The organism is Pseudomonas sp. LBUM1663 (genome assembly GCF_059695905.1).
In genome coordinates this window covers 4,212,951-4,238,064 of record NZ_CP166792.1, presented here as the reverse complement: position 1 = coordinate 4,238,064, position 25,114 = coordinate 4,212,951, and the positions used below count along the sequence as shown (strand labels likewise).

At 59.3% G+C, this 25,114-nt stretch carries 28 protein-coding genes and 1 pseudogene; 13 read left to right on the top strand and 16 right to left on the bottom strand.

Features of this window, described 5'->3' with window-relative positions:
* Positions 1 to 31: 31 nt before the first annotated feature.
* Positions 32 to 313 carry a cold shock domain-containing protein gene (locus ACA075_RS19485; RefSeq protein WP_094468044.1) on the bottom strand — a complete coding sequence of 94 codons (282 nt, stop codon included), beginning with the start codon at positions 311 to 313 and terminating at the stop codon, positions 32 to 34.
* A 224-nt stretch (positions 314 to 537) separates the two neighbouring features.
* Between ACA075_RS19485 and clpS the strand changes: the two genes are divergently transcribed.
* Complete coding sequence (clpS, locus tag ACA075_RS19480) at positions 538 to 921, top strand: ATP-dependent Clp protease adapter ClpS (protein WP_094468037.1); 384 nt, start codon at positions 538 to 540, stop codon at positions 919 to 921.
* A gap of 30 nt (positions 922 to 951) precedes the next feature.
* Complete coding sequence (gene clpA, locus ACA075_RS19475) at positions 952 to 3,222, top strand: ATP-dependent Clp protease ATP-binding subunit ClpA (RefSeq protein ID WP_007946437.1); 2,271 nt, start codon at positions 952 to 954, stop codon at positions 3,220 to 3,222.
* Between the two features lie 923 nt (positions 3,223 to 4,145).
* On the opposite strand, the gene infA is transcribed toward clpA, so the two are convergent.
* The 4 genes from infA to trxB form a co-directional block, all read right to left on the bottom strand.
* A complete protein-coding gene (gene infA, locus ACA075_RS19470) occupies positions 4,146 to 4,364 on the bottom strand; it encodes a translation initiation factor IF-1 (protein WP_002553999.1) in 219 nt (72 codons plus the stop codon).
* 100 nt (positions 4,365 to 4,464) lie between these two features.
* Positions 4,465 to 5,172 carry an arginyltransferase gene (locus tag ACA075_RS19465; protein WP_497294723.1) on the bottom strand — a complete coding sequence of 236 codons (708 nt, stop codon included), beginning with the start codon at positions 5,170 to 5,172 and terminating at the stop codon, positions 4,465 to 4,467.
* Positions 5,173 to 5,229: 57 nt separating this feature from the next.
* Positions 5,230 to 5,910, bottom strand: a complete 681-nt coding sequence (gene aat, locus ACA075_RS19460; RefSeq protein ID WP_497294722.1) for a leucyl/phenylalanyl-tRNA--protein transferase — start codon at positions 5,908 to 5,910, stop codon at positions 5,230 to 5,232.
* Positions 5,911 to 5,973: 63 nt separating this feature from the next.
* Entirely contained in the window at positions 5,974 to 6,933 is a 960-nt protein-coding gene (gene trxB, locus ACA075_RS19455) for a thioredoxin-disulfide reductase (protein ID WP_497294720.1), read from the bottom strand.
* Positions 6,934 to 7,240: 307 nt separating this feature from the next.
* Between trxB and ACA075_RS19450 the strand changes: the two genes are divergently transcribed.
* From ACA075_RS19450 to cysG, 6 genes are all read left to right on the top strand, one after another.
* On the top strand, positions 7,241 to 9,649 hold the full coding sequence (locus ACA075_RS19450; RefSeq protein ID WP_219097035.1) for a DNA translocase FtsK: 2,409 nt from the start codon (positions 7,241 to 7,243) through the stop codon (positions 9,647 to 9,649).
* A gap of 64 nt (positions 9,650 to 9,713) precedes the next feature.
* Positions 9,714 to 10,337 (top strand): outer membrane lipoprotein periplasmic chaperone LolA, encoded by a 624-nt coding sequence (lolA, locus tag ACA075_RS19445; protein WP_497294718.1) that lies wholly within the window; start codon positions 9,714 to 9,716, stop codon positions 10,335 to 10,337.
* Between the two features lie 229 nt (positions 10,338 to 10,566).
* Entirely contained in the window at positions 10,567 to 11,889 is a 1,323-nt protein-coding gene (locus ACA075_RS19440; RefSeq protein WP_497294716.1) for a replication-associated recombination protein A, read from the top strand.
* Positions 11,890 to 12,264: a fluoride efflux transporter CrcB gene (gene crcB, locus ACA075_RS19435; protein WP_461954768.1), complete on the top strand. Its 375-nt coding sequence runs from the start codon at positions 11,890 to 11,892 to the stop codon at positions 12,262 to 12,264.
* 15 nt (positions 12,265 to 12,279) lie between these two features.
* Positions 12,280 to 13,560: a serine--tRNA ligase gene (gene serS, locus ACA075_RS19430; RefSeq protein WP_497294714.1), complete on the top strand. Its 1,281-nt coding sequence runs from the start codon at positions 12,280 to 12,282 to the stop codon at positions 13,558 to 13,560.
* Complete coding sequence (gene cysG, locus ACA075_RS19425) at positions 13,561 to 14,955, top strand: siroheme synthase CysG (RefSeq protein ID WP_497294712.1); 1,395 nt, start codon at positions 13,561 to 13,563, stop codon at positions 14,953 to 14,955. It abuts the gene before it with no gap.
* 119 nt (positions 14,956 to 15,074) lie between these two features.
* On the opposite strand, the gene ACA075_RS19420 is transcribed toward cysG, so the two are convergent.
* The 9 genes from ACA075_RS19420 to ACA075_RS19380 form a co-directional block, all read right to left on the bottom strand.
* The gene (locus ACA075_RS19420; RefSeq protein WP_497294711.1) at positions 15,075 to 16,076 is read right to left on the bottom strand and encodes a glutathione S-transferase family protein; all 1,002 of its coding nucleotides are present in this window, start codon (positions 16,074 to 16,076) and stop codon (positions 15,075 to 15,077) included.
* A 90-nt stretch (positions 16,077 to 16,166) separates the two neighbouring features.
* On the bottom strand, positions 16,167 to 17,168 hold the full coding sequence (locus ACA075_RS19415; RefSeq protein WP_497294709.1) for a glycosyl transferase family protein: 1,002 nt from the start codon (positions 17,166 to 17,168) through the stop codon (positions 16,167 to 16,169).
* Positions 17,165 to 17,500 (bottom strand): TusE/DsrC/DsvC family sulfur relay protein, encoded by a 336-nt coding sequence (locus ACA075_RS19410; RefSeq protein ID WP_219097029.1) that lies wholly within the window; start codon positions 17,498 to 17,500, stop codon positions 17,165 to 17,167. Before ACA075_RS19410 ends, ACA075_RS19415 begins: the two co-directional genes overlap by 4 nt.
* Positions 17,497 to 17,790: a sulfurtransferase complex subunit TusB gene (gene tusB / locus ACA075_RS19405; protein ID WP_094468024.1), complete on the bottom strand. Its 294-nt coding sequence runs from the start codon at positions 17,788 to 17,790 to the stop codon at positions 17,497 to 17,499. The genes ACA075_RS19410 and tusB overlap by 4 nt, the downstream gene beginning before the upstream one ends.
* A complete protein-coding gene (gene tusC / locus ACA075_RS19400) occupies positions 17,790 to 18,152 on the bottom strand; it encodes a sulfurtransferase complex subunit TusC (RefSeq protein ID WP_497294707.1) in 363 nt (120 codons plus the stop codon). The genes tusB and tusC overlap by 1 nt, the downstream gene beginning before the upstream one ends.
* Position 18,153: 1 nt before the next feature.
* Positions 18,154 to 18,546: a sulfurtransferase complex subunit TusD gene (gene tusD / locus ACA075_RS19395; protein WP_497299298.1), complete on the bottom strand. Its 393-nt coding sequence runs from the start codon at positions 18,544 to 18,546 to the stop codon at positions 18,154 to 18,156.
* Between the two features lie 180 nt (positions 18,547 to 18,726).
* Entirely contained in the window at positions 18,727 to 19,431 is a 705-nt protein-coding gene (locus ACA075_RS19390; protein ID WP_497294705.1) for a YoaK family protein, read from the bottom strand.
* 35 nt (positions 19,432 to 19,466) lie between these two features.
* The gene (locus tag ACA075_RS19385; protein WP_094468020.1) at positions 19,467 to 19,796 is read right to left on the bottom strand and encodes a DUF6388 family protein; all 330 of its coding nucleotides are present in this window, start codon (positions 19,794 to 19,796) and stop codon (positions 19,467 to 19,469) included.
* 21 nt (positions 19,797 to 19,817) lie between these two features.
* The gene (locus ACA075_RS19380; RefSeq protein ID WP_008154823.1) at positions 19,818 to 20,066 is read right to left on the bottom strand and encodes a hypothetical protein; all 249 of its coding nucleotides are present in this window, start codon (positions 20,064 to 20,066) and stop codon (positions 19,818 to 19,820) included.
* 163 nt (positions 20,067 to 20,229) lie between these two features.
* Here ACA075_RS19380 and ACA075_RS19375 point away from each other — a divergent pair, with 163 nt between their 5' ends.
* Positions 20,230 to 20,580 (top strand): hypothetical protein, encoded by a 351-nt coding sequence (locus ACA075_RS19375; RefSeq protein WP_497294703.1) that lies wholly within the window; start codon positions 20,230 to 20,232, stop codon positions 20,578 to 20,580.
* A 146-nt stretch (positions 20,581 to 20,726) separates the two neighbouring features.
* Here ACA075_RS19375 and ACA075_RS19370 read toward each other — a convergent pair whose 3' ends face one another.
* Complete coding sequence (locus ACA075_RS19370) at positions 20,727 to 21,158, bottom strand: GNAT family N-acetyltransferase (protein ID WP_094468018.1); 432 nt, start codon at positions 21,156 to 21,158, stop codon at positions 20,727 to 20,729.
* Positions 21,159 to 21,310: 152 nt separating this feature from the next.
* Between ACA075_RS19370 and ACA075_RS19365 the strand changes: the two genes are divergently transcribed.
* The 4 genes and pseudogenes from ACA075_RS19365 (at position 21,311) to ACA075_RS19350 (ending at position 24,384) form a co-directional block, all read left to right on the top strand.
* Positions 21,311 to 21,748: a hemerythrin domain-containing protein gene (locus ACA075_RS19365; protein WP_497294701.1), complete on the top strand. Its 438-nt coding sequence runs from the start codon at positions 21,311 to 21,313 to the stop codon at positions 21,746 to 21,748.
* Positions 21,749 to 21,970: 222 nt separating this feature from the next.
* Positions 21,971 to 22,606, top strand: a complete 636-nt coding sequence (locus tag ACA075_RS19360) for a lytic polysaccharide monooxygenase auxiliary activity family 9 protein (RefSeq protein WP_497294699.1) — start codon at positions 21,971 to 21,973, stop codon at positions 22,604 to 22,606.
* Positions 22,607 to 22,646: 40 nt separating this feature from the next.
* Positions 22,647 to 23,648: pseudogene (locus tag ACA075_RS19355) on the top strand (chitinase); the annotation flags it as partial.
* Between the two features lie 142 nt (positions 23,649 to 23,790).
* Positions 23,791 to 24,384: an NUDIX domain-containing protein gene (locus ACA075_RS19350; protein WP_497294697.1), complete on the top strand. Its 594-nt coding sequence runs from the start codon at positions 23,791 to 23,793 to the stop codon at positions 24,382 to 24,384.
* Between the two features lie 169 nt (positions 24,385 to 24,553).
* Here ACA075_RS19350 and ACA075_RS19345 read toward each other — a convergent pair whose 3' ends face one another.
* Positions 24,554 to 25,069, bottom strand: coding sequence for a methylated-DNA--[protein]-cysteine S-methyltransferase (locus ACA075_RS19345; RefSeq protein ID WP_497294695.1), 516 nt, complete (start codon positions 25,067 to 25,069; stop codon positions 24,554 to 24,556).
* Between the last annotated feature and the right edge of the window lie 45 nt (positions 25,070 to 25,114).

Below are 25,114 nucleotides of genomic sequence, written 5' to 3'. Positions count from 1 at the left end.
CGGTTTTTTTATGACTGGATGATCGGTCGTGTCAGCTCGACACTGTTTCTTGTTTGGTAGCAGGCGCGGTCTGTTCGTCAACGGAAGCGACAGAGCCAATCTTCACTGCGTGCAACCCTTTCGGGCCCTGGACAATATCGAAGCTTACAATTTGCCCGGCCTTGAGAGTCTTGTATCCGTCCATTTCAATGGCCGAATAGTGGGCAAAGAAATCAATAAGATGACCGTCTTCGTCGCGACCTTCTCTGGCATCGGTGTTAATGAAACCGAACCCCTTGGCATTGTTGAACCATTTCACCTTACCGACTGACATACCCATATCCCTCTGCAACAGACTCCATCACTGGAGTATCATCCAGTACATCCGCAGTCGAATCTCGAAATAAGATTGACTCCGCGGACCTTTTTTACCCACTGTGGGCTCTATTGGTTGTAACACCGTTTTGCCGATAGTCAAGGTGACCGGGCGGTCGGAGTTGAAATCGTCCATAGCCGCCCCCACCACTGTATTTGCACAACTGACGAACCTTTCTTTCCATGCATGCAATCAGCCAGATTCGACTAACATTCAATCAGGATCGCCCGGCTCTCCAAAAAGATCACCCGGGGACACACGAGGACGATTCCGCAGGCATTGCTGTTCAGGAAGCAAAGCCTGCTTTACAGGCGCCACCGATGTACAAGGTGGTTTTGTTCAATGATGACTACACACCGATGGATTTCGTCGTCGAAGTGCTCGAGGTGTTTTTTAACCTGAATCGAGAGTTGGCGACCAAGGTCATGCTGGCCGTCCACACAGAAGGACGGGCAGTATGTGGAGTGTTTACCCGCGACATCGCCGAGACTAAGGCCATGCAGGTCAACCAGTACGCCAGGGAAAGCCAGCATCCGCTACTCTGTGAAATCGAGAAGGACGGTTAATCGCCGACCACTTGGGTATGAGGTGAAGCTATGTTAAACCGCGAGCTCGAAGTCACCCTCAATCTTGCCTTCAAGGAGGCTAGATCGAAGCGTCATGAATTCATGACCGTCGAACACCTCCTGCTGGCCCTATTGGACAATGAGGCTGCCGCCACCGTTTTGCGTGCCTGCGGCGCAAACCTCGACAAACTCAAGCACGATCTGCAGGAGTTCATCGACTCCACCACGCCCTTGATCCCCGTTCATGACGAGGATCGCGAAACCCAGCCAACCCTGGGCTTCCAGCGTGTCCTGCAACGTGCTGTTTTCCACGTACAGAGCTCGGGCAAACGCGAAGTGACTGGTGCTAACGTGCTGGTCGCCATCTTCAGTGAGCAAGAGAGTCAGGCAGTGTTCCTGCTGAAACAGCAGAGCGTTGCGCGCATCGATGTCGTCAACTACATCGCCCATGGTATTTCCAAAGTGCCGGGGCATGGCGATCACTCTGAAGGTGAGCAAGATATGCAGGACGACGAGGGCGGTGAGTCTTCTTCTTCAGGCAATCCTCTGGATGCTTATGCCAGTAACCTCAACGAACTCGCGCGTCAGGGTCGTATCGATCCGTTGGTAGGCCGTGAGCTGGAAGTCGAGCGTGTCGCGCAGATCCTGGCGCGTCGTCGCAAAAACAATCCGCTGCTGGTGGGCGAGGCGGGCGTGGGTAAAACCGCGATTGCCGAAGGCCTGGCCAAACGCATTGTCGACAACCAGGTGCCGGACTTACTGGCCAACAGCGTGGTCTATTCCCTCGATCTGGGGGCCTTGCTGGCGGGGACCAAATACCGTGGCGATTTCGAGAAGCGCTTCAAGGCGTTGCTCAATGAGCTGAAAAAACGTCCGCAGGCGATCCTGTTCATCGACGAGATTCACACCATCATTGGTGCGGGTGCCGCGTCCGGTGGCGTCATGGATGCCTCGAACCTGCTCAAGCCGTTGCTGTCGTCGGGCGATATCCGTTGCATCGGATCGACCACGTTCCAGGAATTCCGCGGGATCTTCGAGAAGGACCGTGCCTTGGCCCGGCGCTTCCAGAAGGTCGATGTGTCGGAGCCTTCGGTGGAAGACACCATTGGCATCCTGCGCGGCCTGAAAGGGCGTTTCGAAGCGCACCACAACATTGAATACAGCGATGAAGCGTTGCGTGCCGCCGCTGAGCTGGCCTCGCGTTATATCAATGACCGGCACATGCCGGACAAGGCCATCGACGTCATCGACGAGGCGGGCGCCTATCAGCGTCTGCAGCCAATCGAGAAGCGCGTGAAACGCATCGAAGTGCCTCAAGTCGAGGACATCGTCGCGAAAATCGCGCGGATTCCGCCTAAGCACGTCACCAGCTCCGACAAAGAGCTGCTGCGTAACCTTGAGCGTGACCTGAAGCTGACGGTATTTGGCCAGGATGCTGCGATCGACTCGCTGTCGACCGCGATCAAACTGTCCCGTGCCGGGCTCAAGTCGCCTGACAAGCCAGTCGGTTCGTTCCTGTTTGCAGGGCCGACCGGTGTCGGTAAAACCGAAGCGGCGCGTCAGCTGGCCAAGGCGTTGGGCATCGAACTGGTTCGTTTCGACATGTCCGAGTACATGGAGCGCCACACTGTCTCGCGTCTGATCGGTGCGCCTCCAGGCTATGTCGGGTTCGATCAGGGCGGCCTGCTGACCGAAGCCATCACCAAGCAGCCTCACTGCGTGCTGTTGCTCGATGAGATCGAGAAGGCGCATCCGGAAGTCTTCAACCTGCTGTTGCAGGTCATGGACCACGGTACGCTGACCGATAACAACGGGCGCAAGGCGGATTTCCGTAACGTGATCGTCATCATGACGACCAACGCCGGTGCCGAAACAGCGGCGCGTGCTTCGATCGGTTTCACCCATCAGGACCATTCGTCCGATGCGATGGAAGTGATCAAGAAAAGCTTCACGCCGGAGTTCCGCAACCGTCTGGACACCATTATCCAGTTTGGTCGCCTCAGCCATGAGGTCATCAAAAGCGTGGTGGACAAGTTCCTTACCGAGCTTCAGGCGCAGCTGGAAGACAAGCGCGTGCAGCTGGAAGTGACCGACGCTGCGCGAAGCTGGCTGGCAGCCGGTGGCTACGACTCGGCAATGGGTGCTCGGCCAATGGCGCGTTTGATCCAGGACAAGATCAAGCGTCCGCTGGCGGAAGAGATCCTCTTTGGCGAACTGGCCGACCATGGCGGTGTGGTACACATCGACCTCAAGGACGGCGAGCTGACCTTCGAGTTCGAAACCACGGCTGAAATGGCCTGACGGTTGTTGATCTGTTGTAAAGCGAAAGGCGCCCTCGGGCGCCTTTTTGCTGTCTGGGTTTTTGTGTTTTTGTACATATCCGTTTCTGCGGTAACGGCGACTTAGGGTTTCGCCCTTACGGCGACCCACTTTTTTTTCAAACGCCAAAAAAGTAAGCAAAAAAAGGCTCGCCCCGAACGTCCAGCCCCTCGCCTAGGCTCGGCGTACCTTCACTCCGGTATCCATCCGGGCACACTGCCCTCCGGTCTGCTTCGCAACGACCTACATGCAGCGTGTTCGACTGCGTCGAACGGCGCTGCGCGCCACTCCCCGGATGAACACCTCCACTCAGCCTCCCGAAGGGGCGGGTGGATCAAGATCAAAAGCTGAAGGCGAGCTAACGCTCGGCCTGATGAGTGGTGAAAAGCAAAAGCCGTATGCCGATCTGTTTTTTTGGGAGTGAGCCTTCAATCGACATTGCTTTGTCTGACACGTCGCCATCGCGAGGAGGCTCGCTCCTACAGGTGTCAGGTTGCTTTGGCTTTGGCCCTTGAAAAACGCCGTTGATCTTGTTTTTGACCTTTTGCCCCTTCGGCAGGCCGAGCGTAGGTGTTCATCAGGGGATTAGGCGCGTATCGCCGTTCGGCGAAGCCGAACACATCGAGAGGAGGTCGTAGCGAAGCAGACCGTAGGCGATGTCCCCTGATGGAGACCGTAGTGAGGGAACACTGAGCTTTAGCGAAGTGCCGTACGCCGGGGCAAAGCCTTTTTGTTCCTTTTTGCTGGGCCGGCACTCCGGCGTTTGAAAAAGGGACTCGCTGTAAGAGCGAAACCATATTCAGCCGTTACCGCAGCAACGGATATACACCCAAAACCCAAAAACCCACCAAATCGCAGACAAACAAAAACGCCCGGCATAAACCGGGCGTTTTGTATTGACTTGATTAGCGAGCGCGGTAAGTGATGCGCCCTTTGCTCAAGTCATAGGGCGTCAGCTCGACGCGCACTTTGTCACCGGTAAGAATACGAATGTAGTTCTTGCGCATCTTGCCGGAGATATGCGCGGTTACGACGTGCCCATTTTCCAACTCCACACGAAACATGGTGTTGGGCAGGGTGTCGACGACAGTGCCTTCCATTTCGAAGCTGTCTTCTTTCGACATGCAGTAAAGCCCTCGGTGTCCAATGAATGGCCCGGTGCAACTGCGCCAGGCAAAAGCGGCGTGCATTGTGCCCGAAAAATGGGGTTTAAGCCAAGGGGTTCTAGTTCAGGATGACCCAGCGCTGATTAATCAGCAGTTCGATGGGGCGATATTGCGTCTTGTAGCTCATCTTTTTGCAGTTTTTGATCCAGTAGCCGAGGTAGACCGCTTCCAATCCAAGGCGCTTGGCCTCGGCGATTTGCCAGAGGATCGCGTAGCGACCCAGGCTGCGACGTTCTTCATCGGGCTCGTAGAAGGTGTAGACCGCCGACAGACCGTTCGGCAGCAAGTCGGTAACGGCTACTGCCAGTAGCCGGCCCTCGAGTCGAAATTCGTAGAATCGCGAGAACGGCAGGTCACGCACCAGGAACGTCGAAAACTGGTCGCGACTCGGTGGGTACATGTCGCCATCAGCATGACGCTGTTCGATGTAACGCTGATAGAGATCGAAATACTCTTCGCTGAACTTCGGCCGGGCCGGGCGCACTTGCAGGTCGGTGTTACGTTTGAAAATGCGTTTCTGCTGACGGTTGGGCGTAAATTGCGCCACAGGGATGCGCGCCGGGACGCACGCATTGCAATTCTGGCAATGAGGCCGGTAAAGATGATCGCCGCTGCGACGGAAACCCATTTCAGACAGGTCTGCGTAGACATGCACATCCATGGGCTGACTAGGGTCGAGGAACAGGGTCGTGGCCTGCTCCTCGGGCAGATAGCTGCAAGAGTGGGGCTGAGTGGCATAAAACTTCAAACGCGCCAACTCGGTCATGATCAACCCTCGGGAATAAGCTTTGGATTAAGTGTAAGCCACACGGGCAAAAGTCGCTCAGCAAACCCAGGTGGCGCTGCTGGGTTGATCGAGATGTTGCGCGAGAAAGTTGGCGAAATTGCGCCGAGGAATCGCTCGGGCGCCGAGGCTGTGCAGATGGTCGGTCGGCATCTGGCAGTCGATCAGCACAAAGCCTGAGTCTTTCAGGTGTCGCACCAGCGTGGCAAAGCCATATTTCGAGGCATTGTCGGCGCGGCTGAACATGGACTCGCCGAAAAACAGCTGACCCATCGCCAGACCATAGAGCCCGCCGACCAGCACGCCATCATCCCAAACCTCCACGGAATGCGCGTAGCCACGTCGATGCAGTTCGAGGTAAGCCGTCTGCATCGCGTCAGTGATCCAGGTGCCGTCGGCGTAATCGCGAGGGGCGGCGCAGGCGCTGATGACGGAGGCAAAATCCTGATCGAAAGTCACTTGATAGCGTTGCTGGCGCAGCAATTTATTCAGGCTTCGCGAAACATGCAGTTCGTCGGGAAATAATACGGTGCGTGGATCCGGCGACCACCACAGAATCGGCTGTCCCTCAGAGAACCATGGAAAGCAGCCGTGGCGATAAGCCTGAATCAGACGATCGGCGGATAGATCGCCGCCCGCGGCCAACAAACCGTTGGGGTCGCGCATGGCTTTTTCCAACGGCGGAAACGTCAGGGTGTTGCGTTGTAACCAAGTCAGCATGGCATCCGGGCTTGCAGAAGGGGAGGGCGGTGGCGGGCTGGAGGGCCCGCCGTAAGTGTGCCGTCAAACGGTGGGAATGTCGTCGAGGTATTTCTCGGCGTCCAGCGCGGCCATGCAGCCAGCCCCGGCGGAGGTTACGGCCTGGCGGTAGACGTGATCGGCCACGTCGCCGGCGGCGAACACCCCCGGGATCTCGGTGGCCGTGGCATCGCCTTCGCTGCCGCCCCTGACCAGCAGATAGCCGTCACGCATTTTCAGCTGGCCTTCGAACAGGTCGGTGTTGGGCTTGTGGCCGATGGCGATGAACACGCCGGCCAGCGCCAATTCACGGGTTTCGCCCGTGTGGCTGTCGCGCAGGCGGGCGCCGGTCACGCCACTGGCATCACCCATCACTTCATCGAGATTCTGGTTCCAGTGCAGGCGGATATTTCCGTTGGCGGCCTTTTCGAAGAGTTTGTCCTGGAGCATCTTCTCCGAGCGCAACTTGTCGCGCCGGTGAATCAGGTGGACTTCCTTGGCGATGTTCGACAAGTACAGCGCTTCTTCAACCGCGGTGTTGCCGCCGCCGACCACCGCGACCACTTGATTGCGATAAAAAAATCCGTCGCACGTGGCGCAGGCCGAAACCCCTCGGCCGGCAAAGGCTTCTTCCGAAGGCAACCCCAGGTACTGCGCGGAAGCGCCGGTCGCGATAATCAGGGCGTCGCAGGTGTAAGTGTCGCCATCACCGATCAGCTCGAACGGGCGTTGTTGCAACTTGGCGGTATGGATGTGGTCGTAAACGATCTCGGTGGCAAAGCGCTCGGCGTGTTTTTGCATGCGTTCCATCAGCACCGGGCCGGTGAGGCCTTCAACGTCGCCGGGCCAGTTATCGACTTCGACGGTCGTGGTCAGCTGGCCACCTGCCTGTATGCCGGTAATGACAACGGGTTTGAGGTTGGCGCGGGCGGCATAAACGGCTGCGCTGTATCCGGCAGGGCCGGAACCCAGAATGATCAGGCGGGAATGCTTCGGTTCGCTCATAAAAACACCTCATAAGCCTTTGTCACAAAAGAGAATGCATGCTCAAATTGAAACGCGCGTAACGTGCTTTTGGCTATGCTACACCGAAGGGCTTCAAGCATGGCATCGGGCGAACAAACCCGTACAATGCCGTCTGTAACAGTGGTTGAAACAAAATAAGCTGTGCGTACCGTGTTTAAAAAAACCGGGGCGCAATGTTAAAAGTAGTCCCAGTTGCGCGTGTTAACTTTTTTACCTGCCTGGATTGGGCAGTTTTTTATAGTCATTCAACAGATGGACGCGCCCAGGGCGCAGGAAAAGAAGCGTTTTGAAGAAATCCACCGCAGCACCCAAAACAGTCGTCGTTCCACTCTGGCGCCAGCACTTGCACTACCGGCTCAAGGAAGGTGCATTGATCGCCATCGGCGGCCTGTGCCTGTTCCTGATGATGGCCTTGTTGACCTATGGCAAGGACGATCCGGGCTGGAGCCATAACAGCAAGATCGACGACGTACAGAACTTCGGCGGGCCGGTCGGCTCCTACAGCGCCGATATCCTGTTCATGGTGCTGGGTTACTTCGCCTACATCTTCCCGCTGTTGCTGGCGATCAAGGCCTATCAGATCTTCCGTCAGCGCCACGAACAGTGGCAGTGGAGCGGCTGGCTGTTCTCCTGGCGCCTGATCGGCCTGGTGTTTCTGGTGCTGTCGGGCGCGGCCCTCGCGCATATCCATTTCCATGCGGCGACCGGTCTGCCGGCCGGTGCTGGCGGTGCGTTGGGCGAAAGCCTTGGCGACCTGGCCAGGAACGCGCTGAACATCCAGGGCAGCACGCTGTTGTTCATCGCGCTGTTCCTGTTCGGCCTGACGGTGTTCACCGACCTGTCGTGGTTCAAGGTGATGGACGTTACCGGCAAGATCACCCTCGACCTGTTCGAACTGTTCCAGGGCGCGGCCAATCGCTGGTGGAGCGCCCGTGTCGAGCGCAAACAACTGGTGGCGCAGCTGCGTGAAGTCGACGACCGCGTGCATGACGTGGTCGCGCCGACCGTCACCGACAAACGCGAGCAAGCCAAGGTCAAGGAACGCCTGATCGAACGTGAGCAGGCCCTGAGCAAACACATGTCGGACCGCGAGAAGCAGGTGCCGCCGGTGATTGCCCCTGCGCCGCCGAAGCCATCGGCGCCCAGCAAACGCGTGGAAAAAGAGAAACAGGCGCCGTTGTTCGTCGACAGTGCCGTCGAAGGCACCTTGCCGCCGATCTCGATTCTCGACCCGGCAGAAAAGAAACAACTCAATTACTCGCCTGAATCCCTGGCTGCGGTTGGCCACTTGCTGGAAATCAAGCTCAAGGAATTCGGCGTCGAAGTCTCGGTGGATTCGATCCACCCGGGCCCGGTGATTACCCGTTACGAAATCCAGCCTGCGGCCGGCGTCAAGGTCAGCCGCATCTCCAACCTGGCGAAAGACCTGGCACGTTCCCTGGCCGTTACCAGCGTGCGCGTGGTGGAAGTGATTCCGGGCAAGACCACCGTCGGTATCGAGATTCCCAACGAAGACCGCCAGATCGTGCGCTTCTCCGAAGTGCTGTCGACCCCCGAGTACGACAACTTCAAGTCGCCGGTTACTTTGGCCCTGGGCCACGACATCGGCGGCAAGCCGGTCATCACCGACCTGGCGAAAATGCCGCACTTGCTGGTGGCCGGTACGACCGGCTCCGGTAAGTCGGTGGGCGTGAACGCGATGATCCTGTCGATCCTGTTCAAGTCCGGCCCGGAAGACGCCAAGCTGATCATGATCGACCCGAAAATGCTCGAGCTGTCGATCTACGAAGGCATTCCGCACTTGCTGTGCCCGGTCGTGACCGACATGAAGGACGCGGCCAACGCCTTGCGCTGGAGCGTGGCGGAAATGGAGCGTCGCTACAAATTGATGGCGAAGATGGGCGTTCGAAACCTGTCGGGCTTCAACGCCAAGGTCAAGGAAGCCCAAGACGCCGGCACGCCGCTGACCGACCCTTTGTACAAGCGCGAAAGCATTCACGACGAAGCGCCGCTGCTGACCAAGCTGCCGACTATCGTCGTGGTCGTCGACGAATTCGCCGACATGATGATGATCGTCGGCAAGAAGGTTGAAGAACTGATCGCCCGTATCGCGCAGAAGGCCCGTGCGGCCGGTATCCACTTGATCCTCGCGACCCAGCGTCCGTCGGTTGACGTGATCACCGGTCTGATCAAGGCCAACATTCCGACGCGCATGGCGTTCCAGGTGTCGAGCAAGATCGACTCCCGGACCATCATCGACCAGGGCGGTGCCGAACAACTGCTGGGCCACGGTGACATGCTCTACATGCCGCCGGGCACCAGCCTGCCGATCCGTGTCCACGGTGCGTTCGTGTCCGATGACGAGGTTCACCGGGTGGTTGAAGCCTGGAAACTGCGCGGTGCACCGGAATACAACGACGAGATCCTGGCCGGTGTAGAAGAGGCCGGTAGCGGTTTCGACGGCGGCAGTGGCGGTGGCGACGAAGACAGCGAATCCGATGCGCTCTACGACGAAGCGGTGCAGTTCGTACTGGAAAGCCGTCGTGCGTCCATCTCTGCGGTCCAGCGCAAGCTGAAAATCGGTTACAACCGCGCCGCACGCATGATCGAAGCCATGGAAATGGCCGGGGTCGTGACGTCCATGAATACCAACGGTTCGCGTGAAGTCCTGGCGCCTGGCCCGGTACGCGACTGATTTGATTTGAAAGGGCGTCGCGACAGGCGCCGCCCGAACTCCCACGAATGTTATGAGGACTCCCATGCGTCTTATCCGCATGCTGTTGCTGCCGGTACTGGCTTTGACCACGCTCTCGGCCCACGCCGATGACAAGGACGTGGCGCGTCTGACCCAATTGCTGGAAACATCCAAGACGCTGACTGCGCGTTTCTCTCAGCTGACGCTGGATGGCAGCGGTACTCAGTTGCAGGAAACGGCCGGGCAAATGTCCCTGCAGCGTCCTGGCCTGTTCTACTGGCATACCGACGCACCGCAAGAGCAATTGATGGTTTCCGATGGCAAGAAGGTGTCCCTGTGGGACCCGGACCTGGAGCAGGTCACCATCAAGACCCTTGACCAGCGCCTGACCCAGACCCCGGCGCTGCTGCTGTCCGGCGACGTGTCCAAGATCAGCCAGAGCTTCGACATCAGCGCCAAGGAAGCTGGCGGCGTGATCGACTTCACCTTGAAGCCGAAAACCAAGGACACCCTGTTCGACAGCCTGCGTCTGTCGTTCCGCAATGGCTTGGTCAATGACATGCAACTGATCGACAGCGTCGGTCAGCGCACCAACATCCTGTTCACCGGCGTGAAGGCCAACGAGCCGATCCCGGCGTCCAAGTTCAAGTTCGACATCCCCAAGGGTGCCGACGTGATCCAAGAGTAAGACTAAAACCCGTGGGAACGGGCTTGTGTGGCGAGGGGGCTTGCCCCCGTTCGGCTGCGAAGCAGTCGTAAAATATTGCATGCGGTGTAACTGATAGACCGCGATGCTGATTTTGGGGCCGCTTCGCGACCCAACGGGGCAAGCCCCCTCGCCACAGTTAGCCGCTCTTGCCACAGGATTTTCGCCAGGCATGAGTACTGCGCAATAAGTGAGGTTTTAACAATACGTGATGGACCTGTTTCGCAGTGCCCCGATAGCTCAGCCCTTGGCCGCCCGTTTGCGCGCTGCCAATCTGGACGAGTACGTCGGTCAGGAACACCTGCTCGCTCGCGGCAAGCCTTTGCGCGAAGCCCTGGAGCAGGGTGCCCTGCACTCGATGATTTTCTGGGGCCCGCCGGGCGTGGGCAAGACCACCCTGGCGCGGTTGCTGGCGGAAGTCTCGGATGCGCACTTCGAAACGGTCTCGGCGGTACTGGCTGGCGTGAAGGAAATCCGTCAGGCGGTGGAAATCGCCAAGCAGCAAGCCGGGCAGTACGGCAAGCGGACCATCCTGTTCGTCGATGAAGTGCATCGCTTCAACAAGTCTCAGCAGGATGCGTTCCTGCCATACGTCGAAGACGGCACGCTGATTTTCATCGGCGCGACTACGGAAAACCCTTCGTTCGAACTCAACAACGCGTTGCTCTCCCGGGCACGCGTTTACGTGCTCAAGAGCCTCGACGAAGCGGCCCTGCGCAAACTGGTGCACCGGGCGCTGACCGAAGAGCGTGGCCTGGGCAAGCGGCAGTTGACCCTCAGCGATGAAGGCTTCGAGATGCTCTTGTCCGCCGCGGATGGCGATGGCCGGCGTCTGCTGAATCTGTTGGAAAACGCCTCGGACCTGGCGGAAGACAACAGCGAGATCGGTGTCGATCTGCTGCAAAGTCTGCTCGGTGATACCCGTCGGCGTTTCGACAAGGGCGGCGAAGCGTTCTACGACCAGATTTCCGCACTGCATAAATCGGTGCGCGGCTCCAATCCCGACGGCGCGTTGTACTGGTTCGCGCGGATGATCGACGGTGGTTGCGATCCGCTGTACCTGGCCCGGCGCGTGGTGCGCATGGCCAGCGAAGACATCGGTAACGCCGACCCGCGTGCCCTGAGCCTGTGCCTGGCGGCGTGGGAAGTGCAGGAGCGCCTCGGCAGTCCCGAAGGTGAATTGGCGGTGGCCCAGGCCATCACCTATCTGGCTTGCGCGCCGAAAAGCAACGCGGTGTACATGGGGTTCAAGGCTGCCATGCGCAGCGCCACCGAACACGGTTCGCTGGAAGTGCCGCTGCACTTGCGCAACGCACCGACCAAGCTGATGAAGCAATTGGGTTACGGCGATGAATACCGTTACGCCCACGATGAGCCGGATGCTTACGCCGCCGGCGAAGACTATTTCCCGGAAGAGCTCGAGCCGCAACCGTTCTATCAGCCCGTGCCCCGTGGCCTGGAGCTGAAGATCGGCGAAAAGCTCAATCACCTCGCACAACTTGACCGTCTAAGTCCCCGGCAGCGGAGAAAATAAGTGATTCCTTTAGTCATTGCGGTCTCCGTTGGCGGTGTCGCCGGGACTCTGTTGCGTTTTGCCACCGGTAATTGGGTCAACGCTAATTGGCCGCGGCACTTCTATACCGCGACGCTGGCCGTTAATATCGTCGGCTGTTTGCTGATCGGCGTTCTATACGGTCTGTTTTTGATACGCCCGGAGGTGCCGATCGAGGTGCGCGCCGGGTTGATGGTCGGCTTCCTCGGGGGGCTGACGACTTTTTCATCCTTTTCACTGGATACGGTGCGCCTGCTCGAAACCGGGCAAATGCCGCTGGCCCTGGGCTATGCTGCCATCAGCGTATTCGGCGGGCTGCTCGCGACCTGGGCTGGCCTGTCCTTGACCAAACTTTGATAACGAGAGACCGACATGCTCGATTCCAAACTGTTACGTAGCAACCTTCAGGACGTAGCGGACCGCCTGGCATCCCGTGGCTACACGCTGGATGTTGCGCGCATCGAAGCGCTGGAAGAACAGCGCAAGACCGTCCAGACCCGCACCGAAGCACTGCAGGCTGAACGTAATGCGCGCTCCAAATCCATCGGTCAGGCCAAGCAGCGCGGCGAAGACATCGCGCCGTTGATGGCTGACGTCGAGCGCATGGCGAACGAATTGAGTGCCGGCAAGGTTGAACTGGACCAGATCCAGACTGACCTGGACTCGATCCTGCTCGGCATCCCGAACCTGCCACACGAATCCGTGCCGATCGGCGCCGATGAAGACGGCAACGTTGAAGTGCGTCGCTGGGGCAACCCGACCGCGTTCGATTTCCCGGTTCAGGACCACGTGGCCCTGGGCGAGAAGTTCGGCTGGCTGGACTTCGAAACCGCCGCCAAGCTGTCCGGCGCCCGTTTCGCCCTGTTGCGCGGCCCGATCGCTCGCATGCACCGCGCCCTGGCGCAGTTCATGATCAACCTGCACACCAGCGAACACGGTTACGAAGAGGCTTACACGCCGTACCTGGTCCAGGCTCCAGCGCTGCAAGGCACCGGTCAGCTGCCGAAGTTCGAAGAAGACCTGTTCAAGATCAGCCGTGAAGGCGAAGCCGATCTGTACCTGATCCCGACCGCTGAAGTGTCGCTGACCAACATCGTCGCTGGCGAAATCGTCGATTCGAAACTGCTGCCGATCAAGTTCGTCGCCCACACCCCGTGCTTCCGCAGTGAAGCCGGTGCTTCGGGTCGCGATACCCGCGGGATGATCCGTCAGCACCAGTTCGACAAAGTCGAGATGGTCCAGATCGTTGAGCCGTCGACCTCGATGGACGCGCTGGAAGGCCTGACGGCCAACGCCGAGAAAGTTCTGCAACTGCTGGAACTGCCTTATCGCACGATTGCACTGTGCACCGGCGACATGGGTTTCAGCGCGGTCAAGACTTACGACCTGGAAGTGTGGATCCCGAGCCAGGACAAGTACCGCGAGATTTCGTCGTGCTCCAACTGCGGCGACTTCCAGGCCCGTCGTATGCAAGCGCGTTTCCGCAACCCGGAAACCGGCAAGCCTGAACTGGTTCACACCCTGAACGGTTCGGGTCTTGCGGTCGGTCGTACCCTGGTGGCAGTGCTGGAAAACTACCAGCAGGCCGACGGCTCGATCCGTGTGCCTGAAGTGCTGAAACCGTACATGGGTGGCCTCGAGGTCATCGGCTAAATGGACTATCTGCCGCTGTTTCATAACCTTCGCGGCAGTCGTGTGTTGGTCGTTGGTGGGGGGGAGATTGCGTTGCGCAAATCCCGCCTGCTGGCCGAAGCCGGTGCGCTGCTGCGGGTGGTCGCACCTGAAATCGAACCGCAACTGCGCGAACTGGTTGTCGGCAGCGGTGGTGAGTGCCTGGTACGGGGTTACGTCGAAGCGGACATGGACGGTTGCGGGCTGATCATTGCCGCCACCGACGACGAACCGCTGAACGCGCAAGTCTCCGCCGACGCCCATCGGCGTTGCGTGCCGGTCAATGTGGTGGATGCGCCCGCCTTGTGCAGCGTGATCTTCCCGGCGATCGTCGATCGTTCTCCGTTGATTATTGCGGTGTCCAGCGGCGGCGACGCGCCGGTGCTGGCGCGGCTGATCCGCGCCAAACTGGAAACCTGGATTCCTTCCACCTACGGTCAACTGGCCGGTCTGGCGGCGCGTTTTCGCAGCCAGGTCAAACGCCTGTTCCCGGATGTGCAGCAGCGTCGGGCATTCTGGGAAGATGTGTTCCAGGGCCCGATTGCCGACCGGCAACTGGCCGGGCAGGGCGCTGAAGCCGAACGCTTGATGCTGGCAAAGATCAATGGCGAAGCGCCGGTCGCCACCGGTGAAGTGTATTTGGTGGGCGCGGGCCCCGGTGATCCCGACTTGCTGACCTTCCGTGCCTTGCGCCTGATGCAGCAAGCCGATGTGGTGCTCTACGACCGCCTGGTCGCCCCGGCGATTCTCGATTTGTGCCGTCGCGATGCCGAGCGGGTCTACGTCGGCAAGCGTCGCGCCGATCACGCCGTGCCGCAGGACCAGATCAATCAGCAATTGGTGGACCTGGCCAAGCAAGGCAAACGGGTTGTGCGATTGAAGGGCGGTGATCCGTTCATCTTCGGTCGCGGCGGTGAAGAGATCGAAGAACTGGCGGCCCATGGCATCCCGTTCCAGGTCGTGCCGGGTATCACCGCCGCCAGCGGGTGCGCGGCGTATGCCGGGATTCCGCTGACTCATCGCGATTACGCGCAGTCGGTGCGATTTGTCACCGGCCACTTGAAGGACGGCTCCACCGATTTGCCGTGGGCCGATCTGGTCGCGCCGGCACAAACCCTGGTGTTTTACATGGGGCTGGTGGGCTTGCCGATCATCTGCGAGCAGTTGATCAAGCACGGTCGCGGGGCCGATACCCCGGCGGCGTTGATCCAGCAGGGCACCACGGTCAATCAGCGGGTGTTTACCGGCACGCTGGCTGATCTTCCTCGACTGGTGGCGGAGCATGAAGTGCATGCGCCGACGCTGGTGATCGTTGGGGAAGTGGTGCAATTGCGCGAGAAACTGGCGTGGTTTGAAGGGGCTCAGGCGCAGGTCTAATCAGACCGAGTCGTTCCCATCGCTAGCAGGCTAGCTCCCACAGGGGATTTGAGAACCACACAAATCCAGTGTGGGAGCTAGCCTGCTAGCGATTGGGGGCCTCAAAAACGGCACAAACCTCAGGCCCTGCGCCAAACCCCTTTCCCGTTCAACCGCGCCCGATCATGGGTTGCTGTGAAATCCTGCACCGGTCCTTTCGGCACAACGCCCGTCGGGTTGATGGTCTTGTGACTGCCGTAGTAGTGATGCTTGATGTGCTGAAAATCCACCGTCTCGGCAATCCCCGGCCACTGATAAATCTCCCGCAGCCAGTTCGACAGATTCGGATAATCGGCAATCCGCCGCAGGTTGCACTTGAAGTGGCCGTGATACACCGCATCAAAGCGAATCAACGTGGTGAACAGCCGAATATCCGCTTCGGTCAGGTACTCGCCGGCCAGGTAGCGATTGGCGCCCAGCAACTGCTCCAATCGATCCAGTTCGGCAAACACATCATCAAACGCTTCTTCATAAGCTTGCTGTGACGTGGCAAACCCGGCGCGATAAACGCCGTTGTTCACTGCCGGATAAATTCGCTCATTCAACGCATCGATCTCGCCGCGCAGTGGCGCCGGGTAGAAATCCAGGTCATTGCCGGTCAGGTCATCGAAGGCGCCGTTGAACATGCGGATGATCTCCGCCGATTCATTGTTGACGATGCGGTTTTGCTGTTTGTCCCAGAGCACCGGAACGGTGACACGACCGGTGTAATCGGCGGTATCGGCGGTGTAGCGCTGGTGCATGAAATCGAAATGATCGAGCTTGTCGCCGGTCGAGCCCAGGTTCTGGTCGAAGGTCCAGCCGTTTTCCAGCATCAACCAGCTGACCACCGAGACGTCGATCAGGCTTTCAAGGCCTTTGAGTTTGCGCAGGATCAGCGTGCGATGCGCCCATGGGCAGGCGAGGGACACATAAAGGTGATAGCGGCCAGCCTCGGCTGCAAACCCACCGACGCCTGTCGGGCCGGGCTTGCCGTCGGCGGTCAGCCAGTTGCGACGTTGCGCCTGTTCGCGCTGGAACGCACCGTCCTTGCTGCTTTCGTACCACTGGTCGTGCCAGCGACCTTCAACTAACAAACCCATGTTCAAGACTCCTCAACCGATAAGCGTTGGAGAGGAGTCTATTCGCATAGGTTCGATAAAATAGCGCAAAGGTTCGAGGGTTATGATCGGTTAAATCGATCTGTCCCGTGCGTCCCAATACTGCTGAGCCGTTTCGAAGGCCTGTTCGCGGGTCTGACCGAGGCCACGCAGCGCGAGGGCCATGGTCGAGATCAAGGCCATTTGCGGGTAGCTGTCGACTACGTCACCGCGCCAGACAGCTTTCAAATGTTCAGGATCGAGCGCGGCGGGTTTGACATGGCGTTGGCTCGATAGCTGCGGCCATTCCTCGTCCCAGCTTTCGCCGCCGGTGGTACCGTACAGGTGACTGTCGGCGTCTGGGTTGATCTCGATTTCACCACCGTCGCCCTTGACCACAATCGCGGTGTCGCCGAGCAAGCCGCTGGCATCGCGATGCACCGCCTGATAGCCGGGATGGAAAATGCTTTGCAGGCCGCAGCGAGCGCCCAGCGGGTTGAGGATGCGGGTGAGGGAGTGAATCGGCGAGCGCAGACCCAAGGTGTTGCGCAGGTCGATCATGCGCTGCAGCTGCGGTGCCCAATCCACCAGCGGCATGAACGCCAGGCCACCGTTATCCAGCGCCGAGCCGACCTGTTGCCAATCGCGGCACAACGGTATGTTCATGCCGTCCAGCAATTGCTCGCTATACAGCCGGCCGGCCGTGTGCGCGCCGCCGCCATGCATGAAGATGCGCACACCGTTCTGCGCCAGGCATTTGGCCGCCAGCAGGTACCACGGCAGGTGACGCTTCTTGCCGGCATACGTCGGCCAATCCAGGTCCACCGCCAGGGCTGGCGGGTTCAAACGTTCACGCAGGGCTTCGGTGAAGCCGGCCATTTCCTCGGCGCTTTCTTCCTTGTGCCGCAACAGCATCAGAAACGCGCCGAGTTGGGTGTCCTCGACCTTGTCGTCGAGCACCATGCCCATGGCTTCTCGCGCTTCGGCCCGGGTCAGGTCTCGGGCGCCACGCTTGCCCTTGCCGAGGATCCGCACGAACTGGGCGAACGGGTGTTCGGCGGGCGTTTGGAGGGTCAGCGCTGGGTAATCGGTCATAAGCAATTCGTCGGTTTGGGCAGGCCCGCCAGTTTCGCGGCGAGTTTGGCAGGGGTGCCTTTGAACAGTCGGTTGAGGTGCAGGCTGTTGCCTTTTTCCGGGCCAAGCTTCAACGCGGTGTATTTGATCAGCGGACGGGTGGCCGGGGACAGCTGAAATTCGGCGTAGAAGCTGCGCAGCAATTCGAGGATTTCCCAGTGCTCGGGGCTCAACTCGATGTCTTCGGCGGCGGCGAGGGCGGTGGCCACCTCGTTCGACCAGTCACTCAGTTCGACCAGGAAACCGTCCTTGTCCAGCTCGATGGCGCGTGCGCCGACCGTCATGGAATTCATAGCCAACTGTTCACCTTGTCGTAGTGAATCGACAGCTCGACAAAGGCGGGGTAATCAATGGCCCTGGCCGCGTCAGGAATCGCCAGCGCACGAGCCTGGGCGTCTTCGGCCAGTACGAACAGATTCAACGGGCGAGCGTTCAGCGCGTTGAACGGCGCGGTGCCTGGCTGCAACGCATACACCGCGTCACCGGTCAGCAACAGCGCATCGTTCGTGCCGATCACGCGCAGGCAACTGGTCAGGCGGTCATCGCCGAATGGGGAGTGAGACAACACATGCAAAGTCGACATCAGAGGGTAATCACCTGGTCGTAACGGTCAATAAGCGCTGTGATTTCCTGGGCGGTCACCACCCGGGCTTCTTCAAGCGACCGACCGTCGAGGTCCAGGCCCCGTTCGGCAGCGCTGTCGCCACAGACAAACAGGTCTTCCACACCGAACATCGGCAACGCTTGCAGGTTGGCGCTCAGGTCTTTCTGTTGCAGAGCTTTGGCGTCCTGTTTCGCGGCGAGCTGGAACACCCCGTCATCGAGAAACAGCAGGCCGATCGGCAGGTCGAACGCGCCGCCGGCCAGCACGATGTCCAGCGCTTCCCGAGCGCTCGGCCCGGACCACGGGGCCTGACGGCTGATAATCAACAAGGATTTAGCCATCTCACGCGCCTCCGAAACAGATCAGGCGGTCAGCGTCTTGCACCGCGTCATGCAACTGGCCGAGGCCGGACAATTCCCACGGCGCGCCCACGGCAACGGCGTCACGCTGATAGCGTCCTGCTTCTTCTTCGTTCAACACACCACGGCGCAGGGCGGCGGCGATGCATACGACGCCATCCAGTTGATGCTCGGAGACGAAGGCGCGCCATTGCTTGGGCAGGTCCTGCTCATCCTGGGGCGTGACCACGCTGCTGGAAGCGTTGTAGACGCCGTCCTGATAGAAAAACAACCGGACAATCTCATGCCCGCCGGCCAGCGCTGCCTGGGCAAACAGCAAGGCACGGCGCGAGGAGGGCGCATGGGCGGCGGAAAACAGCGCGATGGCGAACTTCATGACGGACTCGATCAGCAGAACTGCGGTCATGATAAAGCTTTATCGGCGGGGCGGCTAAATCGATGTTATCTGTGCCGGCCCCATCGCGGGCAAGGCCGCTCCCACAGGGATCTGTGCGTCACCAGATAACCTGTGGGAGCGGGCTTGCCCGCGATGGGGCCCCAACAGTCAATACAAGACTTAACGAGGCATATAGCCCAACTGCCACCGCCGCGGAATCTTCAGCGACAGCAATCCAATCGCGCCCGCCAGCAACCCACTGACAAACAACGCCTTGAGCCCAAGGTGATGTTCCAGCGCCGCGCCCAGCACGGCACCGGCAAACATTCCGGTCCAGGGAATCAACTGAACGCGCCAGCCATTACGCCGCTCACCAAGCATCCAGCGCCCCAGCCCGCGCCCGAAGCGCGACAAGGCGCCGGTGACGTAAGTGAGGCCGACCGGCAGGCCGTTCACTTCTTCCACTGCCGCGTTGAGCATGCCCATGGCGATGATTGCCGCCAGCAGCGCCGGCAATTGTTCGTCATAAGGCCAGGCCGCGGCGCCGCAGAGCAGCATCGCGATGCACAGCAGCAAGGGCAGCGCCCGGCGGCCACCGAGGCGGCTGACGACAATGCCCAAGGCGTTGCCGACGATAAACGTGGTGACGAGGATCAACAGACGCAGGGTCAGTCCGAAATCACCGTCACTGATCGCAACGGCGAGGCGGGTGGTGTTGCCGCTCATGAAGGAGACAAAGTCGCCGCTGGCCATGAAACCGATGGCGTCGGTCATGCCGGCGAGCACCGAGAGCGCGGCCACCAGCACCATGCCGATGCGTCCGCGCCATTTCTGGATTTGAAGATGGCCCGGACTGGCGCGAGAAGTCGAGAGGGATGGCAGCATCGGCGGTAGTCGTCCTCAGGCAGCGACCGTCAGGGTCACTTGCTCAATCCATATAACTCGCAATACTCCAGCCAGTCCATACCGGCCATCTCTGCCACTTCCTTGTGCACTTCCATGCGTTGGGCCTGATAGTCCTCGGCCGTCGCGGCGGTCAATTGCAATGTCAGCTCCCAGGCAAACAGACCCAGACGCTCGGCCTCGGCTTCGAAGGCCTCATGCAAGCGCTCGTCACGGTATTGCGCCGCGGTCTCGCCCTTGGCCTGAGCCAACAGCGGATTGAGGTTGTCGAGTTCGTGGCGCAGTTCGGGGCGCTCATCGAGAAACTTCTTCAGCGCCTGCTCGTGTTGCTGTTCGGTTGCCGCCATGGTCGCTCCTTGAGGCTGGGGTTACGAAGATTGCTTCTTGCTGGCTTTGGCCGCAGCGGCCAGGCACTCGAGGGCAAACTGCTCGGGGTAGGTCATCTGGATCGGCGTGGTTTCGCCTTTGACGGTGCGTTCGCCGTCGAGGATGTACCGGATTCGTTTGTCGGTGACGCCAATGCGCTTGGCGATCCAGGACGGCGTCTGGCCGATCTGGCTGATCAGCTTGTCAGCGTATTCGGCGGTCGGTTTGTAATACTCGGCGTTGGGTGTCATGACCTTTCCAGAAAAATGAGCCCGGAAAAAACGGGCGATGCGACGTTAATGGCGCGACAGGGTGCGCGAATCGTCACGCGGTGTCGCGGTTTAAATGAAGTAAAGCAGAACGATACGCCGTGCCACGGTGATACAGTCCGCTTTTTCTTGATGAGCGAACACAATGCGAATTCTGATGGTGGCGCTGGCCGTGACGTTGCTGGCGGGATGCGCCGGCTCGGTGATGAACGATGCCCGCACCAAAGCCCCTTACAAAACCCTGAACTCGGACAAACCGGAAAAAGTAGTCGCCCAGTGCGTGCAGTTTTCCTGGCAGGACGAGGCGGTGTTCGGTGTCGATGCCGGCGCGTATTTGCAGCCGGGCGAGAAGGGTGGGTCCACTGTTTACACGCGTTCTGCGGAGTCCTTTGTCGACGTGACCACCGATGCGTCAGGCACCGTGCTGAGTTACTACGCGCAGCAAGATGACTTTGTGGCCAAGCGCCGCCTGGCGGCGCTGGCAACCTGCCTCTGATCTGAGGCGTTGACCCACACCGTCCACCTGTGGGAGCTAGCCTGCTGGCGATAGCGGTTAATCATTCAACAGAGATGTCGACTGACCCAACGTTATCGCTAGCAGGCTAGCTCCCACAGGTGGAGGGTGTGGATCATATGAGCAGGTTATACGTCGTTGATCAGGCGCTTCTGGAAAAAGAAACGCTTATGCCCCGGCGGGTAGTCGACAATCTGCCCAAACTCGCTATAGCCCAGTTTCTTGTAGAACTCCGGCGCCTGGAAATCGAAGGTGTCGAGCCAGATCCCCGCGCATTCCTTCTTCCGCGCCAGGTCTTCGGCCATTTGCATCAACTTCGTGCCTATGTCCTGTCCCCGGGCTTGCTCCGGCACCGACAACAACTCAAGGTGCAACCACTGATAAAAAAACCGGCCATACAGACCGCCGAGAATCTCGTCGTGTTCGTCGCGGACCAGCCAGGCAATAGGCTCCGGCTTCGAGGCGCCGGCTTTTGAGGCGTTATAGAGGCGCAAAGGCAGCAAGATCGCCTGTTCCTCGTCTTCGGTGGGGTTTTGTGACTCTTCGATTCGCAGTTTCATCAGCTCAATCCTTATGGCCATGAGGGAACAACGCCCGCAAGCCTAACCTGTGCCCCGGCGGTTGTTCCAGCCCCTTGAGTGGAACCCTCGCTCGCGCCCGGATGTCTAGCTTGAATAGCGTCCTTCCAGAACGCGGCCAATGAGGATCACCCGTGAATATTTTTGAAGCCCTGCGTGAAAGTCACGACCGCCAGCGCACCTATGCCAAAGCGCTCATCAAGACCAGCGGCGACACCCCGGAGCGGGTCGAGGCTTACAAACAGCTCAAGGCCGAACTCCAGGCCCACGAAACCGCCGAAGAGCGCCATTTCTACATCCCGCTGATGGAGTTCGACAACGGTGTCGATCTCAGTCGCCACGCCATCTCCGAACACCATGAGATGGACGAAATGATGGAAGAACTGGATGAGACGGACATGTCCAGCCCGGCCTGGCTGGCGATCGCCAAGAAGCTGTCCGACAAGGTCCATCACCACTTGAAGGAGGAAGAGCAGAAGTTCTTCCAGATGGCCGGCAAGCTGCTCGACGACAAGCAGAAAGAGGCCCTGGCCGACCAATACCAAAAGGAATATAAGGCGCAGCTTCCTTAGAGGGCGCGATGGCCCCGATTGCTGCCTTGCGTTGTAATCCTTTTGCTACACAGGACGTAGGACTTGAATCAGAATACTGGTTTTATATCCAGTATTTGCGAGTGATCCGCGAAGGCAGGTTCATTCGGGGCACAAATGGGCAGATGGACAAAAAAAACAGCTCCGTTAGGTTGGAGGCCTCTCCTCAGGAAGGAGAGGTCTCAAATCAACGGAGTGAAAAAAATGAACCAACCACAGACTCAACCTCAACTTCGACACGGTCGTGTCACATCCCCCTCCAGCCGCGGTGCGGTCGCCGTAGAGCTGGGGTTGCTGGGTAACTGGCAACTCAATGAAATGGAAGGCGGCAAGAACTTCCCGTCGCTGGCGGCGGGGCCGTTTGCGGCGCCGTATCAAACCGACAGCGACAGTGTCACGCCTCCCGCCGATGGCTACATCCTCAGTGGTGGCAAGACGGATGCCCGTGACTGCATCAACTTCACCAACGAGGAAATGAGCCTCAAGCTCGGCCGCCCATTCACCTGGCCTTTGTTGAACGTCGATCCGGGCCAGACCTTCAAGGTCACCTGGGAATACACCGCGCCCCATGTCACCCGTGGCTACAGCTGGTTCATCACCAAGGATGGCTGGAACCCCAAACAGCGCATCAACCGTGCGCAACTGGAGCCGAAATCGTTCTTCGACGACTTCTATACCCAGGTCCCGTACTACAGCCATTCCGCCGAAATGAAGGCCAAGGTCAACCACGAAGTGAAATTGCCGGGCAACAAAAAAGGCCATCACGTCATCGTGCTGATGTGGATCGTGGCCAACACCGGCAATGCCTTCTACCAAGCGTTCGACGTGGACTTCAAGTAAGCCTGCGGTGTTCAAACCCCACACGTTCAAGGAATAGAACATGTCTACTTTCGACTTTACGCTACTGAAATCGCCACTCGCCGACGCCGCTTCGTTGATGCCAAGCATTGCCGGCAAAAAGATCCTCATGGGCTTCTGGCACAACTGGCCTGCCGGCCCGAGCGACGGTTACCAGCGCGGCCAGTTCGGCAACATCGCGCTGCAGGATGTGCCCAAGGATTACAACGTGGTGGCCGTGGCCTTCATGAAGGGCAACGGCATCCCGACCTTCAAGCCGTACAACCTGTCCGACGCCGAGTTCCGTCGCCAGGTCGGCGTGCTGAACAGCCAGGGCCGGGCGGTGCTGATTTCCCTCGGGGGCGCCGATGCGCACATCGAGCTGCACAAAGGCAACGAACAGCCGCTGGCCAACGAAATCATCCGTCTGGTGGAAACCTACGGCTTCGATGGACTGGACATCGATCTTGAACAGAGTGCGATTGATTTCGCCGACAACAAGACCGTCCTGCCTGCCGCGCTGAAACTGGTCAAAAACCATTACGCTGGTGAAGGCAAACACTTCATCATCAGCATGGCGCCGGAGTTCCCGTACCTGACCACTGCCGGCAAGTACGTCGGCTACCTCCAGGCCCTGGAAGGCTATTACGACTTCATCGCCCCGCAGTATTACAACCAGGGCGGCGACGGAATCTGGGTGCCGGAAGCCAATAACGGCAATGGCGCGTGGATTGCCCAGAACAACGACGCAATGAAAGAGGACTTCCTGTTTTACCTGACCGAAAGCCTGGTGAGCGGCACTCGCGGGTTCACCAGGATCCCTGCGGACAAGTTCGTGATCGGCCTGCCCGCCAACGTCGACGCGGCTGCCACCGGTTATGTGGTCGACCCGGTGGCAGTGGTGAATGCCTTCAAGCGTCTCGACGCCAAGGGGCTTTCGATCAAGGGCCTGATGACTTGGTCGGTGAACTGGGACAATGGTGTAAACAAAGACCGAGTGCCCTACAACTGGGAGTTCAGCCGTCGTTATGGACCGTTGATCAACGGCACGCGGCTCTCGTCCCACGGGGAAGGGCTCGCGGCGCCTGAAGTCGCCAGCCAGCCGTAAAAAGAAGCCCGGCAGAGATGCCGGGCTTTTCCGTTTTCGCCTACCATGGCGATCTCTGACGAAAAAAGGATGCGTTGTGATGGCGAACACAGCCGAACGGGTCAACATCATCGAAACCCAGGTGTTGTCCCACGACTGGTATCTGCTGAAGAAAATCACCTTCGACTATCAGCGTAACAACGGCGACTGGCAGCGTCAGACGCGCGAGGTGTACGACCGTGGCAATGGCGCGGCCATTCTGTTGTTCAATCGCGAGAAAAGAACTGTCGTGCTGACGCGTCAGTTTCGGCTGCCGGTGTTCGTCAACGGCCATGATGGTTTGCTGATCGAGGTCGCGGCCGGATTGCTTGAGGGCGCTGATCCTGAAGAACGCATCCGCGCTGAAGCCGAAGAGGAGACCGGTTATCGCGTTCACCACGTGCAAAAGGTGTTCGAGGCCTACATGAGCCCAGGCTCGGTCACCGAAAAACTGCACTTCTTCATCGCAGAATATGACGCGGCGTCGAAAGTCAGCGAGGGCGGTGGGCTGGAAGAAGAGACTGAAGAACTGGAAGTGCTGGAGTGGAGCTTCGACGAGGCGCTCGATGCGTTTTATCGCGGTGAGATCTGCGATGCGAAGACCGTCATGCTGCTGCAATATGCGGCGATGAAAAACATCTTCGCCGCGGCCTGAGATCTGAACCCTGCACCCTGCACCCCCCTGGAACCCTGTGGCGAGCGAGCTTGCTCGCGCTGGGCTGCGAAGCGGCCCCAAAATATTGGCTTCATCGCACATTTTTGCCAGCGCTGCGCACTGGAGCGGGAGCAAGCTCCCTCGCCACAGAGATCGGGGGGCAGTCAGCTTAAAACAGCTCGCCCGTCCGGCTAGCCCCGGACCACTCGCAACCCTCCAGCGTCAACAACCGTTCCTTCGCCTCAAGCCCACCCGCGAACCCCGTTAACTTCCCCGACGCCCCAATCACCCGATGGCACGGCGCAACAATCGAAATCGGGTTCTTGCCATTCGCCGCGCCCACCGCCCGCACCGCACTCGGGTTGCCAATCTGCTCGGCGATCTGGCTGTAACTGCGCGTCTCCCCAAACGGAATGCTCAGCAGTGCCTGCCACACCTTTTTCTGAAAGTCCGTCCCGGTAAAATCCAATTCGAGCTCGAAGCGATTACGCGTGCCGGCAAAGTATTCCTGCAACTGTTGAACGGCGCGTATGAGGATCGGATTGTCCGGGGCTTCGCTCATCGGCCCGAGCCTTACGCGGTTCGGTTTGTCGTTTTCCCAGAGGATGGCAGCCAGTCTTGAATCTTTCGCAACCAGCTTCAACTCGCCGACCGGAGACGCCAGGGTGGTGAAGGTGTGAGTCATGCCGGCGAACTCCGCAGAAGGGCTGAACAGTGGCCAAGCATACTG

Excerpts from the sequence above, each read along its gene's own strand:
- ACA075_RS19420 (WP_497294711.1), bottom strand. The coding sequence starts at position 16,076 with ATGGGTTTGTTAGTTGAAGGTCGCTGGCACGACCAGTGGTACGAAAGC.
- ACA075_RS19360 (WP_497294699.1), top strand. The coding sequence starts at position 21,971 with ATGAACCAACCACAGACTCAACCTCAACTTCGACACGGTCGTGTCACA.
- ACA075_RS19385 (WP_094468020.1), bottom strand. The coding sequence starts at position 19,796 with ATGGCGGCAACCGAACAGCAACACGAGCAGGCGCTGAAGAAGTTTCTC.
- ACA075_RS19415 (WP_497294709.1), bottom strand. The coding sequence starts at position 17,168 with ATGACCGATTACCCAGCGCTGACCCTCCAAACGCCCGCCGAACACCCG.
- ACA075_RS19410 (WP_219097029.1), bottom strand. The coding sequence starts at position 17,500 with ATGAATTCCATGACGGTCGGCGCACGCGCCATCGAGCTGGACAAGGAC.
- tusC (WP_497294707.1), bottom strand. The coding sequence starts at position 18,152 with ATGGCTAAATCCTTGTTGATTATCAGCCGTCAGGCCCCGTGGTCCGGG.
- lolA (WP_497294718.1), top strand. The coding sequence starts at position 9,714 with ATGCGTCTTATCCGCATGCTGTTGCTGCCGGTACTGGCTTTGACCACG.
- tusB (WP_094468024.1), bottom strand. The coding sequence starts at position 17,790 with ATGTCGACTTTGCATGTGTTGTCTCACTCCCCATTCGGCGATGACCGC.
- clpS (WP_094468037.1), top strand. The coding sequence starts at position 538 with ATGCATGCAATCAGCCAGATTCGACTAACATTCAATCAGGATCGCCCG.
- ACA075_RS19440 (WP_497294716.1), top strand. The coding sequence starts at position 10,567 with ATGGACCTGTTTCGCAGTGCCCCGATAGCTCAGCCCTTGGCCGCCCGT.
- ACA075_RS19390 (WP_497294705.1), bottom strand. The coding sequence starts at position 19,431 with ATGCTGCCATCCCTCTCGACTTCTCGCGCCAGTCCGGGCCATCTTCAA.
- cysG (WP_497294712.1), top strand. The coding sequence starts at position 13,561 with ATGGACTATCTGCCGCTGTTTCATAACCTTCGCGGCAGTCGTGTGTTG.
- ACA075_RS19465 (WP_497294723.1), bottom strand. The coding sequence starts at position 5,172 with ATGACCGAGTTGGCGCGTTTGAAGTTTTATGCCACTCAGCCCCACTCT.
- ACA075_RS19350 (WP_497294697.1), top strand. The coding sequence starts at position 23,791 with ATGGCGAACACAGCCGAACGGGTCAACATCATCGAAACCCAGGTGTTG.
- trxB (WP_497294720.1), bottom strand. The coding sequence starts at position 6,933 with ATGAGCGAACCGAAGCATTCCCGCCTGATCATTCTGGGTTCCGGCCCT.
- infA (WP_002553999.1), bottom strand. The coding sequence starts at position 4,364 with ATGTCGAAAGAAGACAGCTTCGAAATGGAAGGCACTGTCGTCGACACC.
- clpA (WP_007946437.1), top strand. The coding sequence starts at position 952 with ATGTTAAACCGCGAGCTCGAAGTCACCCTCAATCTTGCCTTCAAGGAG.
- ACA075_RS19370 (WP_094468018.1), bottom strand. The coding sequence starts at position 21,158 with ATGAAACTGCGAATCGAAGAGTCACAAAACCCCACCGAAGACGAGGAA.
- ACA075_RS19375 (WP_497294703.1), top strand. The coding sequence starts at position 20,230 with ATGCGAATTCTGATGGTGGCGCTGGCCGTGACGTTGCTGGCGGGATGC.
- ACA075_RS19345 (WP_497294695.1), bottom strand. The coding sequence starts at position 25,069 with ATGACTCACACCTTCACCACCCTGGCGTCTCCGGTCGGCGAGTTGAAG.
- serS (WP_497294714.1), top strand. The coding sequence starts at position 12,280 with ATGCTCGATTCCAAACTGTTACGTAGCAACCTTCAGGACGTAGCGGAC.
- aat (WP_497294722.1), bottom strand. The coding sequence starts at position 5,910 with ATGCTGACTTGGTTACAACGCAACACCCTGACGTTTCCGCCGTTGGAA.
- tusD (WP_497299298.1), bottom strand. The coding sequence starts at position 18,546 with ATGAAGTTCGCCATCGCGCTGTTTTCCGCCGCCCATGCGCCCTCCTCG.
- ACA075_RS19380 (WP_008154823.1), bottom strand. The coding sequence starts at position 20,066 with ATGACACCCAACGCCGAGTATTACAAACCGACCGCCGAATACGCTGAC.
- ACA075_RS19485 (WP_094468044.1), bottom strand. The coding sequence starts at position 313 with ATGTCAGTCGGTAAGGTGAAATGGTTCAACAATGCCAAGGGGTTCGGT.